Source organism: Bradyrhizobium monzae, from assembly GCF_021458635.1.
In the GTDB taxonomy this organism is placed as follows: Bacteria; Pseudomonadota; Alphaproteobacteria; order Rhizobiales; family Xanthobacteraceae; genus Bradyrhizobium.
In genome coordinates this window covers 795,404-814,842 of record NZ_JAIRDQ010000002.1, presented here as the reverse complement: position 1 = coordinate 814,842, position 19,439 = coordinate 795,404, and the positions used below count along the sequence as shown (strand labels likewise).

At 65.6% G+C, this 19,439-nt stretch carries 19 protein-coding genes; 4 read left to right on the top strand and 15 right to left on the bottom strand.

Annotation, left to right across the window (positions count from 1 at the left end):
- Positions 1–5: 5 nt before the first annotated feature.
- Together K3F49_RS12875 and K3F49_RS12870 are read right to left on the bottom strand one after the other, a co-directional pair.
- Positions 6–1,118: a DUF2336 domain-containing protein gene (locus tag K3F49_RS12875; protein WP_234681282.1), complete on the bottom strand. Its 1,113-nt coding sequence runs from the start codon at positions 1,116–1,118 to the stop codon at positions 6–8.
- 63 nt (positions 1,119–1,181) lie between these two features.
- Positions 1,182–2,339, bottom strand: coding sequence for a GGDEF domain-containing protein (locus K3F49_RS12870; protein ID WP_234681281.1), 1,158 nt, complete (start codon positions 2,337–2,339; stop codon positions 1,182–1,184).
- 435 nt (positions 2,340–2,774) lie between these two features.
- Between K3F49_RS12870 and K3F49_RS12865 the strand changes: the two genes are divergently transcribed.
- The 4 genes from K3F49_RS12865 (at position 2,775) to K3F49_RS12850 (ending at position 7,007) form a co-directional block, all read left to right on the top strand.
- Positions 2,775–3,344 carry a sigma-70 family RNA polymerase sigma factor gene (locus tag K3F49_RS12865; RefSeq protein ID WP_234681280.1) on the top strand — a complete coding sequence of 190 codons (570 nt, stop codon included), beginning with the start codon at positions 2,775–2,777 and terminating at the stop codon, positions 3,342–3,344.
- Complete coding sequence (locus tag K3F49_RS12860) at positions 3,341–4,033, top strand: hypothetical protein (RefSeq protein WP_234681279.1); 693 nt, start codon at positions 3,341–3,343, stop codon at positions 4,031–4,033. The genes K3F49_RS12865 and K3F49_RS12860 overlap by 4 nt, the downstream gene beginning before the upstream one ends.
- Positions 4,034–4,049: 16 nt before the next feature.
- Positions 4,050–5,732, top strand: a complete 1,683-nt coding sequence (locus tag K3F49_RS12855) for a S8 family serine peptidase (protein ID WP_234681278.1) — start codon at positions 4,050–4,052, stop codon at positions 5,730–5,732.
- A gap of 480 nt (positions 5,733–6,212) precedes the next feature.
- Complete coding sequence (locus K3F49_RS12850) at positions 6,213–7,007, top strand: TIGR03809 family protein (RefSeq protein WP_234681277.1); 795 nt, start codon at positions 6,213–6,215, stop codon at positions 7,005–7,007.
- A 29-nt stretch (positions 7,008–7,036) separates the two neighbouring features.
- Here K3F49_RS12850 and K3F49_RS12845 read toward each other — a convergent pair whose 3' ends face one another.
- From K3F49_RS12845 to folP, 13 genes are all read right to left on the bottom strand, one after another.
- Positions 7,037–8,407 (bottom strand): TIGR03808 family TAT-translocated repetitive protein, encoded by a 1,371-nt coding sequence (locus K3F49_RS12845; RefSeq protein WP_234681276.1) that lies wholly within the window; start codon positions 8,405–8,407, stop codon positions 7,037–7,039.
- A gap of 197 nt (positions 8,408–8,604) precedes the next feature.
- On the bottom strand, positions 8,605–9,261 hold the full coding sequence (locus K3F49_RS12840; RefSeq protein ID WP_234681275.1) for a pyroglutamyl-peptidase I: 657 nt from the start codon (positions 9,259–9,261) through the stop codon (positions 8,605–8,607).
- A complete protein-coding gene (meaB, locus tag K3F49_RS12835; RefSeq protein WP_234681274.1) occupies positions 9,258–10,247 on the bottom strand; it encodes a methylmalonyl Co-A mutase-associated GTPase MeaB in 990 nt (329 codons plus the stop codon). The genes K3F49_RS12840 and meaB overlap by 4 nt, the downstream gene beginning before the upstream one ends.
- A 68-nt stretch (positions 10,248–10,315) precedes the next feature.
- A complete protein-coding gene (locus K3F49_RS12830; RefSeq protein WP_249794704.1) occupies positions 10,316–11,302 on the bottom strand; it encodes a tripartite tricarboxylate transporter substrate binding protein in 987 nt (328 codons plus the stop codon).
- Positions 11,303–11,424: 122 nt separating this feature from the next.
- Positions 11,425–12,192 (bottom strand): RsiV family protein, encoded by a 768-nt coding sequence (locus K3F49_RS12825; RefSeq protein ID WP_452101029.1) that lies wholly within the window; start codon positions 12,190–12,192, stop codon positions 11,425–11,427.
- Positions 12,193–12,200: 8 nt separating this feature from the next.
- The gene (locus tag K3F49_RS12820) at positions 12,201–12,404 is read right to left on the bottom strand and encodes a HepT-like ribonuclease domain-containing protein (RefSeq protein ID WP_234681271.1); all 204 of its coding nucleotides are present in this window, start codon (positions 12,402–12,404) and stop codon (positions 12,201–12,203) included.
- A gap of 141 nt (positions 12,405–12,545) precedes the next feature.
- Positions 12,546–12,842 carry a nucleotidyltransferase family protein gene (locus K3F49_RS12815; RefSeq protein ID WP_234681270.1) on the bottom strand — a complete coding sequence of 99 codons (297 nt, stop codon included), beginning with the start codon at positions 12,840–12,842 and terminating at the stop codon, positions 12,546–12,548.
- A 38-nt stretch (positions 12,843–12,880) separates the two neighbouring features.
- Complete coding sequence (gene scpA, locus K3F49_RS12810; protein WP_234681269.1) at positions 12,881–15,037, bottom strand: methylmalonyl-CoA mutase; 2,157 nt, start codon at positions 15,035–15,037, stop codon at positions 12,881–12,883.
- A 22-nt stretch (positions 15,038–15,059) separates the two neighbouring features.
- A complete protein-coding gene (locus K3F49_RS12805) occupies positions 15,060–15,524 on the bottom strand; it encodes a GFA family protein (RefSeq protein WP_234681268.1) in 465 nt (154 codons plus the stop codon).
- Entirely contained in the window at positions 15,521–17,395 is a 1,875-nt protein-coding gene (locus K3F49_RS12800; protein ID WP_234681267.1) for a methylmalonyl-CoA mutase subunit beta, read from the bottom strand. The genes K3F49_RS12805 and K3F49_RS12800 overlap by 4 nt, the downstream gene beginning before the upstream one ends.
- Before the next feature lie 81 nt (positions 17,396–17,476).
- A complete protein-coding gene (gene folK / locus K3F49_RS12795) occupies positions 17,477–17,968 on the bottom strand; it encodes a 2-amino-4-hydroxy-6-hydroxymethyldihydropteridine diphosphokinase (RefSeq protein WP_234681266.1) in 492 nt (163 codons plus the stop codon).
- 1 nt (position 17,969) lies between these two features.
- A complete protein-coding gene (gene folB, locus K3F49_RS12790; RefSeq protein WP_234681265.1) occupies positions 17,970–18,338 on the bottom strand; it encodes a dihydroneopterin aldolase in 369 nt (122 codons plus the stop codon).
- Positions 18,335–19,195, bottom strand: a complete 861-nt coding sequence (gene folP, locus K3F49_RS12785) for a dihydropteroate synthase (RefSeq protein WP_234681264.1) — start codon at positions 19,193–19,195, stop codon at positions 18,335–18,337. The genes folB and folP overlap by 4 nt, the downstream gene beginning before the upstream one ends.
- Positions 19,196–19,439 lie beyond the last annotated feature (244 nt).

Here is a 19,439-nt window from a genome sequence, read left to right as displayed (position 1 = left end):
GCCGGCTAAACGGCCGGCGCCGGGCTTCCCGTGCCCTGCTGCATGCGGTGGAAGCGCAACACCTGCTGCGCCGTCGAGCCGCGCAGGGCCTCGTAGGTATCGCGCAGGGTCAGCATGTCGGTCTGCGAGCCGCCGGACAGCTTTTCGCGCATGGCGATGATCGCGCGCACGCCCGACCATTGCATGCCGGCGACCTTGGCGAGGATCATCACGCCCTCGGTGCGGCTCTCGATCATCATGTTCTCGGCGGTCTCGACCGAAACGCCGGCGAGCGCTGCGAGCCCTGCATTGGTCTCATCGAACTTGCCCTGTTCGGCGAAGGCCGTGACCTGGAATTCGTTGAGGCGGCCGTCGTCGTGGAGCGACTTCACCAGCGCGCGTGCCATCTCGGTCTGCCGGCTCATGGCGGCGGCACGGACGCGCTGCGCCGCTTCCTGGACCACGCTCGACACCTCGTCGGCGAGTTCGGGATGAGCGGCCTCCAGCTTCCTGCGCACGCTCAGCGAGGCCTTGGCAATCAGCTTCAGATAATGATGGCGCGGCAGGTCGGGCCGCACGCCGATGCAGGTGGCAAGATCATCGTCACGTTCGGCGCGCGTCACGAGGTCGGTGAGGCTGCCCTCGGAGAGCCGTGCGCCCGGATTGCCGACGGTCGACTGCACCACGTCTTCGTTGCCACGCGCCACCAGCACGTCCGTCAGCGCTTCCGACAGCACCCGCCGCAACGAGATCGCCTTGAGGTGGGCCTGGCTCTTGCTGCGCGCGATCTCGATCAGGGTCGTCTCGTCAAGCCGCTCCGACTTCGTCAGCACTGGGCCGGCGACCTCGATCACATCGTCGAGTGCGAGGGTACGGATGATCTGGGGCGGTGCGGCCGGGACCGGCGCGAGCCGGTCGGCGAGCAGCGCTTTTGCCGAGGTCTCGATCTGCCCGACCAGGCATTGGAAGACGTCGTCGAACACGCGGATATGGTCGTCGGAATAATCCACCGCATTGTTGACGAAGAGGTCGGCGACCCGGCGCAGCGTCTCGACCCGGCGGGCGACGGTGCCGTGCGAGAGTGCAGACTGCAATTCCTCAAGCAAATTCTCGGATGACTTGACGGATTTGGTTCTCATGGCCCTGTCCTGGAGCATTCGATCCGGCGGCGTCTTCTCACGCGCCGGCAGCAAATGGATTAGTCAACTGGTTGCAATACGGTTGCGCCCTTGCGCCTTGGCGGAATAGAGCGCGCTGTCGGCGCGCGCGAGAAACGTGTCGGCAGTATCATTGTCGCGCAGCGTCACGACGCCGGCGGAAATCGTCACGTGCATACCGGGCGAGAATGCGCTCCAGTCGAGTTCGGCGACGATGCTGCGCAGCCGATCGAGCGTGCGCGATGCGGCCTCGCTTGCGGTGCCGGGCAGCAGCAGCAGAAACTCCTCGCCGCCATAGCGGCCGAAACGGTCGTCGGGCCGGATATTGGCGAAGATGGTGATGGCGAAGGTCCGCAGCACCTCGTCGCCGACGGGATGGCCGTGGGCGTCGTTGATGCGCTTGAACCAGTCGAGATCGATCAGGGCGATGGCGCACGGTGCGGATGCCTGCCGCGAGTTTTCCATCTCTGCGTCGAGCAGCCGCATGATGCAGCGGCGGTTGAAGGAGCCGGTCAGCTCGTCGAGCTCGGCGAGCTCCTCGATGCGCTGATAGGCATCTTTCAGCTCGATGCTGCGCCGGTACAGGATCTTGCGCAGCGTGGCACCGAACAGGCCGAGGAAGGCGCACTGGCCGATCACCAGCATGAAGCACAGCATCGAGGCGGTCCGCTGCAGCCGCGTCGCCACCGGCATGCCGATCGGCAGGTCCGAGCCGAGGAATACGGCCGCAAGCGCGGCGGAGGCGAGCGCCCAGGTCAGCATCGCCTGGGCCGAGGTCATGCGCAGCGTGCCGAATGCGAAGATCAGGAACAGCACGCTGATGAACGCAATTCCGATTGTCGGCACCGACACCAGGAATATGAATTGCAGCGCCATATGCGCCGAGATCTGGAACACCGTGAGATAATGGTCGGTGCGCTTGTCGCCGACGCCGGCCTCCGACATCACGACGAAGATGCCGATGATCAGGAGGCCGCCGACCCAGAACAGCGACGGAACGTTCATGTGAACGGCGCCGTCATAGGCGTAGATCAGCAGGACCGAGGCGCCGAGGGAGTAGCTGACGACCTGGCCGAGATACATCTGCCGGCGCTGGCGGACCCGCCGTGCCAGCACTTCGGGTGGGGCCGCCTCGGACGTGAGGACGAGATCCGCGACCTCGGCGGCATTCCTCTCCGGAAAGGACGTCGCGGCCGTGCTCATGGTCCCGCCAATGGTGGATGTCAGCCGAAAAAATCTACGTGGCAAGCCTTTAGGTTTGGTATCCTTTTGCACCGAATCCGGGGAATGCGGCACGGTGAGGGGCTCGTGCAGCGCGGAATTTTGCAGCCAGTTAGGCATCGCAGGCGATATCGCGGACCAAAGCCGGTCCCGTGCGACATAAGGTGCACAGGGCCGTGTTATGGACCGGGCTCGACTGGGCCGTATGCCGGCTCTCGGCAAATCCACGAGAGAGTGTTTCCGTATTATGTTACCGTTCTGGAAAGATGCGGCCGACCGCCACGGGTGGGACAAGGAAATTGCGCGTATGTGGGGTAAATCACACGGATCCCCGTATGACTGCGGTAGGTTGAAGAATTTCACCCCTCCCGTCGAACCGTCCCCCGCATCGCCCCGACCAACTTTGCGAGACGGCCTTTGAGCGTGACACAGGCGGCTACGGACGAGGTCCTTATCGCCAGGATCGCCCAAGGCGACCGGCTTGCCATGCAGGTGCTGTACGGGCGGCACCATGTCAGGGTGTATCGGTTCGGGCTGAGGCTCGTGCGGGACGAGCAGATGGCGGAAGACCTCATCAGCGAGGTATTTCTCGACGTCTGGCGTCAAGCCGGCAAGTTCGAGGGCCGATCCGCCGTTTCAACCTGGCTGCTGGCAATCACCCGATTCAAGGCCCTGTCTGCGCTTCGGCGCCGAAAGGATTTTGAATTGGACGACGAGGCCGCCAATGCGATCGAGGATTCGTCCGACAATCCGGAAACGGCGGTTCAGAAGAAGAATACCAGTGAAGCGTTGCGGGAGTGTCTGACGGGCCTCTCGCCTGACCATCGGGAAATCGTCGACCTCGTCTACTACCACGAGAAGTCCGTGGAAGAGGTGGCCGAGATCGTCGGGATCCCGGAGAACACTGTGAAGACGCGCTTGTTCTATGCGCGCAAGAAATTGGCCGAACTGCTGAAGGCAGCCGGCATTGAGCGAGGCTGGCCATGATGGCACTGAGCAAGAAGATGCTGGAGCAAGAGCCCAGTGAGATCGAGATGCTGCTGCCGTGGCATGCCGCCGGCACGCTGAACGCGCGCGATGCCCGCCGCGTCGAGGAAGCGCTCGCCAGCGATCCGGCGCTCGCCAGGCAATATGCGGCGATCCGCGGCGAATACGAAGAGACCATTCATCTGAACGAGAGCCTGGGCGCTCCGTCGGCGCGCGCGATGCAGAAGCTGTTCGCCGCGATCGACGCCGAGCCGGCGCGGGCCATCGGTTCGCTGCCGCTGTCGGCGCGCATTGCCACCTTCTTCGCGAGCCTGTCGCCGCGCACGCTGGCCTGGTCGGCGAGCCTTGGCGCCGTCGCGCTGCTGCTGCAGGCCGGCATCATTGGCGCGGTGCTGATGAAGACCCAGACCTCGACCTTCCAGACCGCATCGCTCTCGACCGGCGCGCCGATCACGCGCGAGCTCGGGGCGGCAGCACCTTCGCGGGCGCTGGTGCGCTTCACGCCCGAGGCGCGCGTCGCCGACATCACCGCGCTGCTCGACAGCTACCAGGCCTCGATCATCGGCGATGCCAGGGGCGGCATGTTCCGCCTGCAGTTCGACAAGGCGATGAGCCAGGACGAGCTCACTGCGCTGCTCGGCAGGATGCAGCGCGAGAAGTTCGTCAACCTCGCCGTGGCGGCGCCTTAAGCGCGCCGCTGCACCAATGAGGCGCAAGTCCGAGAGTCAGTTGCGAGCCGGGGCCTATGCTTCGCCGGTCGGAGCCGCGCTCCTGCTCGCCGCCTCCCTCGGCATCGAGGTGGCGCACGCCCAGGCGATCATGCGCACGCCGACCATCAGCGTTCCCTCGCGGACGCCGACCATCAGTCCCAGCATTGCGGCCAGGGCGGTGAGTGTCGATCACGGGCCGCATGTGGTGACGACCGCCCGGATCTCGGCGCGGATGGCGACGAACCCGGTGCTGCCCTATGCGCGCTACTCGCCGAACCTCTATCCGGCCTGCACGGCTGCCTATCGCGATGCTGACGGCGAATGCCTGGCGCAGGCGAATGGAAGCGGCGACGGCTCCGGCAAATCGGCCAGGAAGAGCGTTGGCAAGGCGCGGGGGAATACTACGCCCGTCGCCGTCAATCTGCGCAGCTTCGCCAACGAGTTCGTGGCCGAGATCGACAGCGCGCTGTCGCTGACCGAGGCCGATGAGCTGGCGCGGCGCCACGGTTTGAGGCGTGTCTCTTCGGAAAGCTTTCCGCTGATCGGAGCCACGGTCGGCCTGTTCCGTATCGCCGACGGCCGGCCGTACGAGACGGTGCGGCGCGAATTTGCCGCCGACGGCAGCGTGCGTTCGCTGCAGCCGAACTTCCGCTACGTGCTCCAGGACCAGAAGTCGGCGGTGCCGACCGAGGGCGATCCGGCGCAATATGTGCTGTCGAAGCTGCGCCTGCCGCAGGCGCACACGCTGGCGCACGGCGCCAATGTCACCGTCGCGGTCATCGATTCAGGCATCGACGCCAGGCACCCCGAACTCGCCAACTCCATCGCCGACAATTTCGACGCGCTCGGCAGCAGCGAGGGCCCCCATATCCACGGCACCGGCATTGCGGGGGCGATCGTGGCGCATGCGAGGCTGATGGGTAGCGCGCCGGAAGCGCGCATCATCGCCATTCGCGCCTTCGGCGGCACCACCGGCAGCGCCGAGAGTTCGTCCTACGTCATCCTGCGCTCACTCAATTACGCGGCCGAGCACGGCGCCCAGATCGTCAATATGAGCTTTGCCGGTCCGAAGGACGCGGTGATCGAGCGTGCGATCGCCGCAACGGCCGCGCGCGGCCTGGTGCTGGTCGCGGCCGCCGGCAACGCCGGCGCCAAATCGCCGCCACTTTACCCCGCCGCCAATCCCAATGTGATCGCGGTCAGCGCGACCGACCAGCAGGACAAGCTGTTCACCGCGTCCAACCGCGGCAATTACATCGCGCTGGCGGCGCCCGGCGTCGACATCTTCCTGCCGGCGCCGGATGGCAAATACCAGATGACGTCGGGCACCTCGTTCTCGGCCGCCTATGTCTCCGGCGTTGCGGCCTTGCTGCTCGAGCGCAACTATTCCCTGAAGCCGGAAGCGCTGCGCATGACGCTGTCGAAGACCGCGCGTGACCTCGGTTCACCCGGGCGTGATGATCTCTACGGCGACGGTGAGCCCGATGCGTTTGCCGCGGTGATGGCTGTTCCGGCCGACAGCGCGACGCCGGTCGCGGCTGCCTCAGGTACAACTAAACGTGAAGATGCCGAGAAGCGTCGCGACGACCCTGGCATCCGCGCGATCGAGCAGCCCTCGCTGTCGAGCGCGGGCGATAAATCCACGGTTTCTCAGGCGGATAGACCGGCGGCGCGATAGCGCCTGCGACAACCTTGCGCGTCGGCCAAAGGTTAAAAAATCGAAGGCCGCTTTGAACGTTCAGCCAGCTGCCACGACCAATTTATGTGGGAGCGGTCATCCCTCCCCATCAGTCATATTAGGCGCGAGCGCCCATCCACCCCAAGCGCCCATATGGCTCGACCCGTCCGGTTGTCCCCCCGGACGGGTCTTTTCTTTTTGGGCATCCGATTTCTCGAAGCGTGATGCGAGATCAGCTTGCGGTTGAGCCCGCGGGCGCGATCGTCGTGATGACTCGGCAATGGCACGTGGCAAGCCCGCTATGCTTGCGCGAAGCTTGACTCGAAAAGCCCTGAAAACTCCGCGCGACTACGGTCTTTCGTGACGACGGCCGTGTCGTTGCTGGACAAGTCAAAACTTTTCCACAAAATATTCATGTCGCTCCTAAATTGATTCGCGTGCGTTGCGTCGCGTCCGTATTCTCTCCTGACGGGCTGATTTATGACTCATCGCCAAAGCGCGGCGGGAAGCCGCGAGCTTGCAGCACGCTGGTGCGCTCTCGCCGAACAGCGGCTGGAACATCTTTCCGAAATGTTCGAGACCGGACGCTGGCGCCGCTATCATTCCGAACTCGCATTCCTCGAAAACATCCAGGAAGCCAAGCGCGCGGTCCAAACCTGGCGCGCCCTTGCGAATGGCGGAGACGTCGCCGCGGCTGCCGCGAGCGTGACCTCTGCATTCGGCTGGTCGCCCGCGACCATGCCGCGCGTGTTTCCGCGCGAGCAGGCCCAGACCGCGCAGCCGCAGGCCTTGCAGCCCAAGGCCGTGCACATCGCGCCCGCGACCGCCGTTCCGGTCAGGCTCGAACCCACGCTGGACGTGCTTGCCGAAATCCTCGAGGCGCCGATTGCACCGGTGGCCGCGCCCGCGTCGCCCGCGGTGTCTGCTCTGATGGCGTCGTTCGCCGCACCTGCCGAGATGCCGCCACTCAAGGCGCCCGCCGCAAGGGCACCGGTCGCCGCACCTGTCACGAGGCCACCTGTTGCCGCCCCCGCCGCAGGAGCATCGCGCACTGCCCCTGTGGTGAAGCCGCCGCGCCTTGCAACTGCAGTGTCACCGGCCGCCGCGCCCGTGGTGAGACCACCAGTCGTCACACCTGCTTCAATGGCGACGCTGCTGCCGCAATTCGCCCCGCCGGCCGAGGAAATCGTCGCATCGCCCGAGCGCGTCGTCGAGTTCACCTTCAGCCTCGACGGCCTGCAAGCAAGGTACCCGCTGCTCAGGAACGCTTTCTAGGGTCTGGGAGCCGGAGGCGAGGGCGGCACCTACTGCCGCAACGCGTTCCCGCCGACCAGCACCTGCGCGAAACGTTGCGCGCCGTCCGCCGACAGGTCCGCCGTCACGGCTCGCGCATGGTCCAGCCCGACCACAGCGCCGCGCGGGGTTTCCGAGATCATGTTGTTGGTGACGAGCGCGGTGCCCGCGCCGGGCACCACGGAGACGCCGACGCCGGCCAGCGCCTTGCGGATCACATTGCCCGAGATCACGACGTCGCGCAGATATTTGCCCCAGCCGGCGACGATGCCGTAGGATGGCGCGTTCTCGATCACATTGCCGGTCACCGAGGTGTCGGCCTCGATATAGATGCCGACGCCGGCATCGTCGTCGGGCGCGGTGCCGATCGGCCGCTTCGGGATCAAATTGCGGATGACGTTGCCCTGAACCACCGCGATGCGGCCGCCTTCGTTGAAATTGCAGACGGAGACGCCGACGGCGGCGCCATCCACAATGTTGTTGGCGATCACCGCGGCTTCGAACGCGAACTCGGAATAGAGCGCGACCTCGCGCACGTCGCTGACGCTGTTGCCTGATATCTGGATGTTCGAGGCCGAGTTGCTGCGCACGGCGGAGTAGTCGCAGTTCCTGATGCGGTTGCCGCGCACGATCACGTTGCCGGCGCGGAAGGCGTTGATGGCGTTGCCGTACTGGCCTGAGCCGCCGGGGCCGGCCTTGATGTCCTCGATGCGGTTGTCGGCGACCAGCGTGCCGTCATCGCCAATCGCGGTGCGCAGGATTTCGATGCCGTTGTCGTTGGTGCCGACAATGGTGTTGCGGGATACGCTCAGCCCCCTGGCATCGAACGAAACCACCGCCGTCACGGCGATGTTGGTGAAGATGTTGCCGGAGATGTCGCCGGACACCTGCTCGAGCCAGATGCCGCTGCCGCCGGAACCGGTGATCTCGCAATCGGTGATGCGGACGTCGCGGCCGCCGAGGATTTGGATCAGCCCGCGCCGCGTCGGCAGCGGAATGCCGCCACCGTCGAAGGTGAGGCCGGTCAGACCGATCGAATCGGATCCGTCGCTCTGGATCGCAGACGCGCCGCCGGTGAAGATGAGCTTTGTCGCGCCGCGCACGCCGATCAGTTGCGCGCCATTCGGCAGCCGCAGCAGTCCGGTTCGGTAGATCCCGGGCGGAAGCGCAAGCGGCATCTGCGCGCGCGCGGCCTCGTCGATCGCGCGCTGGAGCGCGCGCGTCTGATCCTCGGCTGCACCGGGGCGCACGCCATATTGGGTCGCATCGCGGCCAAGCAGCGACGTCAGCGGCGCTGCGCGCGCAGCGTCAACAGGCATGGCGAGCGCACCGGCGATGCCGGCGGTCGAAGCTCCGATGAGATGACGGCGATTGAGGTTCATGGCGCGTCCTTCTGCGGACGCGGGGTGTCCGCGGAAGTTAGGTAGCGCAGGGCGGGAGGCACCGTGAAGATTGTTCGCGGTAGGGTTAAATGTTTACGCAGAGACGGTGCCGTAGGGTGGGCAAAGCGCAAGCGTGCCCACCATTCGCCATGAATCTGATAGGTGGTGGGCATGGCGCAACGGCGCCTTTGCCCACCCTACGAGATCTCTGCGTTTCGCTGCTTCCTGGCGAGCTGCACCATCTCCATCAGCATCGCTTCCCCCGCATCTACCAGCTCCTCGAGCGTAATCCGCGGCGCGCCCTTGCGCCGCACGGCGCCGCTGCGCGCAAGCAGGGGAATGTGGATGAACGCCGCAAGCGGCGGCCCGCCCGCTTTGACGTTCTCGATCGCGCGCCAGCTCAGATAGTTGCAGAGATAGGCACCGGCATCGCGGGAGGGCCGCGCGTCGATGCCGGTGAGGCGCGCGGCGCGCAACAGTCTTGCCGTGTGCGGGCCGAACGTCATGGCGTCCGCATGACCGACGATGCCGCGTTTGCTCGAGCGGGTGTTGGCGGCATCGGGCCAGAGCATGGTGACGGCGTTGCGCGCGCGGCTCTCGATCCGCAAATACGGCGTGCGCGCGGCGAGGCCGAACATCAGCAGCGCATCCGGCTTCACTTTCGCCAGCACTTCCGGCAATTGCCGGTCGACCGCGGCGTAAGTCACCGGAAAGACATGGCGCGACAGCGCGACGTCATCGAGCGCTGGCCGGCGCAATTGCGCCAGCCGTGCCACCAGCGGCTGGGTCGGGTTATGCGGCGCGCCGGGAAACGGGCCGAAGCCGGTGAGGAGAATGCGGAGCTTGTCGCTCATTGCAGCAACTCCAATATCTGTTCGGCGGCAAGCGCCGGGGTGAGATGACCGCCGGCGACCTCCGCCTCGATCTTCTTCACCCTGGCCCGCACCGATGCCTCGCTGCGCAGCCGCGCTAGCATGCGCTGCTCAAGCATCGACCACATCCATTTCACCTGCTGGTCGCGCCGGCGCGCGGCGAACTCGCCGGACGCGTTCATTGCCGTGCGGTGTTCGAGGATTTTCTGCCAAAGCTCGGCAATGCCGGTGCCGGCCAGCGCCGAATAGGTGACGACCGGTGGGTGCCAATATTCGGACCTCGGCGCCAGAATATGTAGCGCACCGCGATAGTCGGCCGCGGTGGTGTTGGCGCGCTTGAGATTGTCGCCGTCGGCCTTGTTGATTGCGATCATGTCGGCAAGCTCGACGAGGCCCTTCTTGATGCCTTGCAGTTCGTCGCCGCCGCCCGGCAGCATCAGCGCGAGGAAGAAATCGGTCATGTCGCAGACCGCGGTCTCGGACTGACCGATGCCGACGGTCTCGACCAACACGACGTCGAAACCGGCGGCCTCGCACAGCAGCATCGCCTCGCGCGTCTTGGCAGCGACGCCGCCGAGAGTGCCTGACGACGGCGAGGGGCGGATGAAAGCATTGCCGGACGCCGACAGCTGCGCCATCCGCGTCTTGTCGCCGAGGATCGAGCCGCCGCTGCGTGCCGAGGACGGATCGACCGCGAGTACCGCGACCTTGTTGCCCTGCTCGATCAGATAGGTCCCGAGCGCATCGATGGTGGTGGATTTGCCGACGCCGGGCGAACCGGTGATGCCGACGCGAACTGCCTTGCCGGTATCGGGCAGGAGCATCTGCACCAGCTCACGCGCCTGCGCCTGATGATCGCCGCGCCGGCTCTCAACGAGCGTAATGGCGCGCGCCAGCGCCGCGCGATGGCCGGCACGGAGGTCGCGGGTGAGGGCGGTGATGTCGTGCGACTTCTTCTTCTCAATCATGCCCTGCTTTACAACGACGGACGCAGGCAGGCGAGGGCCCCCGGGCGGGAAGCGCACGCGCGGTCACATCAGGCCTTGGCAAAACCTGCCGCTTTCATCGCCTGGCCCATCTGGCTATCTGCCTGGTTCATGAAAGTCTCGAACTGGCCGGCATCGCGCCAGACGGTGCCGAAACCGCGTCCGGTCATGAAGTCCTTGAATGCGGAGGAATCGTACACCTTCTTCAAGGCCGCGGTCAGCGTAGCGGTGATGTCCGGAGGCAAGCCCCTGGGGCCGCCGATGCCGCGCCATGAGCTGGTGGAATAATCGATGCCGAGAATCTCCTTCAGCGTCGGGACGTCGGGGAAAATCGGATTGCGCGCGTGCGCCATGATCGCGAGGCTCCGGGCCTGGCCAGCCTCGATGGTGGCGCGCGCCTCCGGCACCGAGCAGGTGGTGAGATCGAGGCTGCCCGCGGCGAGATCCTGCATGGCCGGTGCCGCGCCATTCGACGCCAACCACGCCACCTGGTTTGCCGGCAATCCCATCGCCTGCATCCAGCCGACGAGGGCGAGATGCCAGATGCCGCCTTGTCCGGTGCCCGAGGCCTTGAACCGTCCCGGAGGCGCCAGCTTGATGGCGTCCATGAGCTCCTTCACCGTCTTGTATGGCGAGGACGCGGACACCTGGATGCCCGGCGGGTCCTCGTTGACCAGCGCCAGCGGCGTGAAATTTCGCGGCGTCAGATGCGTCAGGGCTTGCCAATGCAGCATCGCGATTTCCACGGTCAGCATGCCGATCGTGTAGCCATCTGGAGACGCGGCCGCGATCTCGGCATGGCCGACGGCGCCGGATCCACCGGTGCGGTTGACGACGTTGAACGGTTGGCCGAGCTCCTTCTCCAGCAGCGCCGCGACGATGCGCGCAGTCGCATCCGTGCCGCCGCCCGCGCCCCACGGCACGACCAAGCTCACCGGCCGAGTCGGATAGGCTTGTCCGCGCGCAGGCGTCACTAGAGCGGACGTGGCTGCAACCACTGAAGAGGCCGCGAAAGCGCGGCGCGTAATTCTTGGCATCAATATTCCCGGCGGCCCTCGGGAATCGGGCTCGTGTCAATGCGACATGCTAAGCGGCTTTGCATGGATGTCGCAAGCGGCTGCTCCGCGGCGCGACGAGCAGCGAGTTCCGTCAGAATCCATTACTGTTCGTCGGCATCGCCCTTTGGCCGCGCGCCGCCGAAGATGCGTGCGCCCTCCGGCGTGAGATAGGGCTTCAACGTCTCCCACGGAACGAATGCGACATATTGGCCCTCGGCGTAGGGGCCGACCGCATAGGGCGGGTAGTGGAAGGTGAGGCCGGAGCTCTTGCCTGTTTCGGTCGACGGTGCGAGCGTCGCAGCGCCGATCTTGAGCAGGCTCGGCGCGACGCCCTTGAACCATTCCTCGGTCGCGGTTTCGCTGGTGTCGCGCTTCTTCTTCTCGATTCGGAGTGAGGCGATCACGGCCTTCACCATCGCCTTCATGGTCGGGCCATTGTCGGCGGTCTCGGTGAAGAACGGGCGGATCGAGATGCGCTTGTTCTCGGACTTGTCCCACAAGACCGTGTTCACGTCCGAATTGGGATGGGCGCCATGGGTGTCCATATAGTCGTCACGCAGGACGCTGACATAGCGGTCGGCAACGACGGAGCGGATCGAATATTTGCGCTCGAAATCCCAGCCGCCATCCTTGAAGAATTGCGGATCCTGCTTGCGCGAGGCGGCAGCGTCGGCTGCGTTCTTGTCGAGCCATTTCTTGCCGTCAGCGAGGCAATCGGCGGCGAGCGCCGCGTCGGCCTTGATCTTGTCGTCGAGGAAGACTCGGGCGTCGATGTTCCTGTTCTTGACGACGGCGTCGGGCTTGGGGTCGGCGGCGAGAGAGGAACAAATGCTAACTGCGCTTAGCAACAGCGCCACGGCTAGTTTCAAGACGAGCTTCAAGGCTTCCGCTCCTCGACGATGGTTTGGATGAAGGTCTCAAGGGGCGGGAGATCGTGCTCGATCATGTCCCATAGCAAGTCTGCGTCGGTCCGATGGTAGGCATGGCGCAGCCAGTTTCCCAAGTCGGCCAGCCCTCTCCAATTGATGGCAGGGTTCTTCGCTTTGACGTCGTCTGGAATGTAGCGCGACGCTTCACTCACCACCTGGACAGTCGCTCGACCGCCAGGCGCATGAATATATCTTGGGTGAAGCTATCTCGGGTGCGGCCTGCTACGGCCGTCCTGATCTTGTCGGTTGCATCAAGGATATGGCCGATCCGGTCAGGAAACGTCGGGCGCACGTCAAAATACTTCGAGGATGTCGTCTGCGATGCGCTGCGCAAAGCGGGGGGAAATGGAGCGGCGGACGGTTGCCTGGGCTTGCAAGCCGGTTGCATCCTCGATGATGTGCTCGACGTCGATCAGGTTGAGCAGCGAAAATGAGGTGTCTGGTTCGATCTCGACCAGGACGTCGATGTCGCTGTCCGGACGATAATCGTCGCGGGCTCGCGAGCCAAAGATGGCAAGCTTCGACACGCCCCTGCCTTTGATGGCATCGGCGTTCTTGCGTATCGCAGCGATGATGTCGTCACGTGTCATGGACACAACCTGACCAGCTACCCCGGCAAGTGTACCATTTACTCCGCCGCCTCGCTATGCCCGAGCCGGGCGTTCAGCTTGCGGATCAGCTCTTCCGCCGCGTCCGCAATCACGGTGCCGGGCGGGAAGATGGCTTCGGCGCCGGCGGCATAGAGCGCGTCGTAATCCTGCGGCGGCACGACGCCGCCGACGATGATCATGATGTCCTCGCGGCCCTGCTTCTTCAGCGCGGCCTTCAGCTCCGGCACCGCGGTGAGGTGGGCGGCGGCGAGCGAGGAGACGCCGAGGATGTGGACGTCGTTCTCGACGGCCTGTCGTGCGGCTTCGTCGGCGGTGGCGAACAGCGGCCCGATGTCGACGTCGAAGCCGATATCGGCGAAGGCCGACGCGATCACCTTCTGGCCGCGGTCATGGCCGTCCTGGCCGATCTTGGCGACCAGGATGCGCGGGCGGCGGCCTTCGGCCTCCTCGAACGTGTCGATCAGCGCCTGAACTTTCTCGACCTGGTTACCCATGCTGGACGCCTCCCGCTTGTAGACCCCGGTGATGGATTTGATCTCGGCGCGGTGCCGGCCGAACACTTTCTCCATTGCGTCAGAGATTTCGCCGACGGTGGCCTTGGCCCGCGCCGCGTCGATCGCGAGCGCCAGCAGATTGCCGTTGCCTTCGCCGGCCGATCGCGTCAACGCGGCGAGCGCGGCCTCGACGTCCTTCTGGCTGCGCTCGGATTTCAGCCGCGTCAGCTTGTCGATCTGCAAGCGTCGGACATTGGTGTTGTCGACCTTGAGGATGTCGATCGCGGCCTCGTCGGTCGGCTTGTATTTGTTGACGCCGATCACCGCCTGCTTGCCGGCATCGATGCGCGCCTGGGTCTTGGCCGAGGCCTCTTCGATGCGCAGCTTCGGCACGCCGGCTTCGATCGCCTTGGCCATGCCGCCGAGCTCCTCGACCTCCTGGATATGGCCCCATGCTTTCGCGGCGAGGTCGCGCGTCAGTCGCTCGACATAGTAAGAGCCGCCCCAGGGATCGATGATGCGGTTGGTGCCGCTCTCCTGCTGCAGGAAAAGCTGGGTGTTGCGGGCGATACGTGCCGAAAAATCGGTCGGCAGCGCCAGCGCTTCGTCGAGCGCGTTGGTGTGCAGCGACTGGGTGTGGCCTTGCGTCGCCGCCATCGCCTCCACGGTCGTGCGCATCACATTGTTGAACACGTCCTGCGCGGTCAGCGACCAGCCCGATGTCTGCGAATGCGTGCGCAGCGACAGCGAGCGCGGATCCTTTGGATTGAATGGCTTGAGCAGCTTCGCCCACAGCAGGCGCGCGGCGCGCAGCTTGGCGACTTCCATGAAGAAGTTCATGCCGATCGCCCAGAAGAACGATAGGCGCGGCGCGAAGCGGTCGACATCCAGGCCAGCGGCAAGACCGGCGCGCAGATATTCGACGCCGTCGGCGAGCGTATAGGCGAGCTCGAGATCCTGCGTCGCGCCGGCCTCCTGCATGTGGTAGCCGGAGATCGAGATCGAATTGTACTTCGGCATTTTTTGCGAGGTATACGCAAAAATGTCCGAGATGATCCGCATCGAGGGCGCTGGCGGATAGATGTAGGTGTTGCGCACCATGAACTCTTTCAGAATGTCGTTCTGAATGGTGCCCGACAGCTTCTCCGGCGCGACGCCCTGTTCGCCTGCGGCCGCCACATAGAGCGCGAGGATCGGCAGCACCGCGCCGTTCATGGTCATGGACACGCTCATCTGGTCCAGCGGGATGCCCGCGAACAGCGTGCGCATGTCGTAGATGGAATCGATGGCAACACCGGCCATGCCGACATCGCCGCCGACGCGCGGATGATCGCTGTCATAGCCGCGATGGGTGGCGAGGTCGAAGGCGACCGAGAGGCCCTTCTGTCCGGCCGCCAAATTGCGGCGGTAGAACGCGTTGGAATCCTCCGCCGTGGAGAAACCGGCATATTGCCGCACGGTCCAGGGCTGGTTGACATACATGGTCGGGTAGGGGCCGCGCAGGAACGGCGCGATGCCCGGATAAGTATCGAGGAAATCGAGTCCGGCGAGATCGGCCTCGCCGTAGGCGGGCTTTACGAGAATGCCCTCGGGCGTCAGCCACGGCTCGGCGCTGCCTGACGGAGCGGCGCTTGCGGTGCGCTCGAAGGCAATGTCTGCAAAGTTTGGAATGCGGCTCATGGCTTCAACCATATCAGGGCGTTCAATCATGATCCGGATGCTGGTGGCTGACGATGGTTGCCATCTTCTCCGGGCCGTAGTTCTGCTGCGTGGTCTGGCTCGGCAGGTTGGAGATGCCGACCACCCAGCCGAGGCGGGATTCCGTTCCGTATTGCCGCGTCGGTACCAGGCGGTCGGGCCGGTCGAACGCGCCGGTCATGATCTCGATCCGCTCGCCATCGATGCGCCCAAAACTGAGTGGCGTGCCGCAGGCGGCGCAATAGCCGCGGTCGGCGATCGTGGACGAGCGGAAGAACGACGGCTCGCCCTTGGTCCAGGCGAAATCCGTGCGGTTGACGTCGGCGAACGAGGCGAACGGCGCGCCGCTGGCCTTCTGGCACATCCGGCAGTGGCAGATCGAAACCCGGTTCGGTGTGGCCGAAATCGCAAAGCGCACCGCGCCGCATTGGCAGCCGCCGGTGAGAACGGGTTTGTTGGCGTCGGTCATGCCTGTTCCATCCGCAAATAAGCGTCTTGCAACGTGGCGAGCGCGTCGCCGCCAGCAAACACAAAGCCGATGATGCCGGCCGCGCGCAGCGCCGCCTCGGCCCCAGCCGGACGGCCTGCCAGATAAATATGTCGGCCGCCGGCGGTTTGCATGGCCTTCGCCGCAGCTTCTGCGTGTTCCGCATAGACCTTGTCGCTGGAACAGAGGCAGGCGAGCACGGCGCCGGAGGCCTTGAAGGCGGCCGCCAGCTTGGCGGGATCGGCAAATCCCTCGCTATCGACGGCCTGGATGCCGCCGGCCTCGAAGAAGCTTTTTGCGAAGGTCGCGCGCGCGGTGAAATCGGCGGGCGTCCCGAGATTGGCCAGGAACACGCTGGGCCGCGCGCCACGCGCCTTCAGCGTCGCATCGGATTTGTCGCGCAGCGCCTCGAACGGCGCGGCGAGGCGCGTCGGCGCCAGCGCGTCGAACTTGCATGTCGGCTCGCCCGTGGACGGCAGCGTGGTCGGCTTCACGTCGAGCACGGTGGCGTCGGCCTCGTGCAGATTGGGAAACTCGCTGGCGCCGGTCAGGACATCGCGGCGCTTTGCGATGTTGGCCTCGCGCGCTTTGCGCGTGGCCGCGACCTTGCTCTGGAACAGGCCCTGTTCAAGCGCGGCGAAGGCGCCGCCGGCTTTCTCGGCCTCCTGGAACAGCGCCCAGGCCGCCGCGCACAGTTCCGACGTCAGCGTCTCGATGCCGCCGGATCCCGCTGCGGGATCGCTGACCTTTGCGAGGTTGCTCTCTTCCAGCAGCAGAAGCTGCGTGTTGCGCGCCACGCGCCGCGCAAAGGGATCGGGCAGCCCGCGCGCCAGCGTGTACGGTAGCACGGTGATCGCGTTGGCGCCGGCGAGCCCGGCTGCGAATGTCGCGATGGTTGCGCGCAGCATGTTCACATAGGGGTCGCGCTGCGTCAGCATGCGCCAGGCGGTTTCCGCGGCGATGAAAGCCGGGTGAGGCGCGAGGCCGCACGCCTGCTCGACACGGGCCCATAGCTGCCGCAATGCGCGGAACTTGGCCATGGTCAGGAACTGGTCGGCGTCGGCGCTGAGCCGGAATGAAACCGCTTGCCGCGCGACATCGAGATCGATGCCGCCGCGCTCGAGCATGCGCAGATAGGTTGCACCGAGCGACAGCACGAACGCCAGCTCCTGCGCCTCGGAACCGCCGGCGTCGTGAACGGGCCGGCCGTCGGCGAGCACGAACGGACCTTTGAACCCGCGCCCGATCAAGCCCGACACGATGCGCGCGAACGGCGCTTCGTACTCCGACCATGGCGCGACCGCGCCGCCGCGCACGGCGAACGTGCTCAGGGCCTGGTAGTTGAAGCGCACGTCGATCCCTGCGGGATCGAGCTTTTTGGCCTCGACCATATCGGCGAACAGCGTGCCGGCGTCCTGCCGGCCGGCCACCGGGTTGAGCGAGATCGCGACGCCGGCATCGAGGAACACGCCGTCGAACAGCCGCGTCAGCGTGTCCGGACCGGCGTCGATGACACCGAAGCCGCGTGCGCCGGGCCCCCCGGCGAACTCGATATCGAGGCCCGTCGCCCCATTCTCCAGATCCTGCAGCGCCTGCGCATTCGCCGCCGCCGCATCGGGATGATCGACCCGCTGCATGATCAGCCATGGTGCAGCGGCCGCGCGCCCCGTCACCAGCGCAGCACCCTTGGCGCGCGGATAGAGCGGCTCGATCCTCACGCCGTCATAGGTCTTGCCGACCAGCTTCTCGAACGGCGCGCCCTTCAGCACACCGTCGACCAGCTTGCGCCAGTCCGCGTCCGTCGCCTTGGGAAAATCAGCCGCCAGCGGCAGATCGTCAGTCATGGAGGTCATACGGCCAAGGGCTCCCAAACGTCTCGTTATTCGCAGGCGAAATTGCCACGGCCGGCCCTCCCTGCAAACGGTTGTTTTTGGTTAACCGGTATCCGAAAGCCGCTCAATGCCTTGCGTCGAGACGCTGGCGAGGCCGTCACGAACACGAATGCCCGAGATCACGCGGTCCGGCGCGATCTCGGCCAGCGGCACCAGCACGAAAGCGCGCTCGAACAGCCGCGGATGCGGCAGGGTCAGGTCGGGCTTCCTGAACGACACATCGTCATAGGCGATCATGTCGAGATCGAGCGTGCGGGGGCCCCAGCGGCGGTCCTTGTCGCGCGTGCGGCCGAATTTCTGCTCGACTTTCTGCATGACGAACAATAGCGCGTGCGGATCGAGGTCGGTCTCGATCTCGACGCAGGCATTGATGAAGGGATCCTGGTCCTCGTCGCCCCAGGGTGGCGTGGTGTAGTCCGACGAACGCGCGATCACCGCGGCTTGCGCCATGCCGCAGATATGGGCGATCGCCTTGCGGAACGTCGCGCGGACATCGCCGACATTGCCGCCGAGTGCGATCAGCACGCTCGCCATGTCAAGGTTGCCGCGAGCGGGTCAGCATGATGCCGACATCGTCGAAGATCGCGGCGATCGGCGCGTGCGGCTTGTGCACGGTGATCTTCACCGCACGGATGCGGGGGAAGTGCGACAGGATCGCGTCGGCGACTGCACCCGCCGCGCGTTCCAGCAGCTTGTAGCTGGTGTTCTTGAACGCCGCCGTCGTGGTCGCCACCACGTCGGCATAGGAGACGGTATCGGCGAGGCGGTCGCTGCGCGAAGGCTCCGACAGGTCGGTGTAGAGCTCCAGGTCGATGACGAAGCGCTGGCCGACTTCGGTTTCGTGATCCATCACGCCATGGCGTGCATGGATCGACAGGCCGGTCACGAAGATCGTATCGGTCATTGCTTGCTCTCAATTGCGTTGGCGACCCGCAGGGCCTGCAAGGTCTCGGCGACGTCATGGGTCCGGATGATCTTCGCGCCCTTTTGGGCTGCGATCAGATGCGCGGCGATCGAGCCGGCGAGCCGCTCCTTCGGCTCCGACGGCGACACCGAGGCGATGAAGCGTTTTCGCGAGGCACCAACGAGGATTGGCAGGCCGAATACGTCGAGCTCGCGCAAGCGTGCCAGCGCGATCATGCTCTGTTCGGCGGTCTTGCCGAAGCCGATGCCGGGGTCCAGCACGATTTTTTCGCGCGCGATGCCGGCTTTCGCGGCGATGTCCAGCGAGCGCACGAAGAACGCTTTCATCTCCGCGACGATGTCGATGGCGGAATCGACGCTGTCGCGGTTGTGCATGACGATCACGGAGACTCCTCTTGCAGCGACCAGGGGCGCCATGCCGGCGTCGCGCTGCAATCCCCAGACGTCGTTGGCGATGGCCACGCCATGGTTGAGCGCGAAGGCTGTGACCTCCGCCTTCATGCTGTCGATCGAGACGGGGATGCCGAGCGCGACGATGCCTGATAGCACCGGCTTCAGCCGCGCAAGCTCGTCTGCGGCGGTGACCGGCTGGGCGCCCTTGTAGGGCCGGGTGGATTCGGCGCCGATATCGATAATGTCGACGCCGGCCTCGATCATCGCCCGCGCCCGTGCCAGCGCCTGGTCCGGCGCGATGAAGTCGCCGCCGTCGGAAAAGGAATCCGGCGTCACGTTGAGCACGCCCATCACCGCCGGTAGAGGCCGGCCCACGAGCGTCCGCAGCACGTCAGGCCCGGCCGAGCCGGCCTGCGGGACGGATGGGGAGGGCGAGGCATTCATGCGCGTGGCTTTGCGCGGTCGGGAAGGGGGAGTCAAGACGGGAGAGGGGTGGATATGCTACTCGCGCGGCTCTCCAATCGTCACCCTGAGGTGGCCGCTCTTCGGCGGCCCTCGAAGGGCGACGCCCGGCTCTCTCCGTGGCAACAGCGTGGCCGTCCATCCTTCGAGGCTCCCCACGGGACGCGTTGCGTCCCGTGCCTCGCACCTCCAGCGACAACCGCTTCGCGGTTGCACGGGGATGACG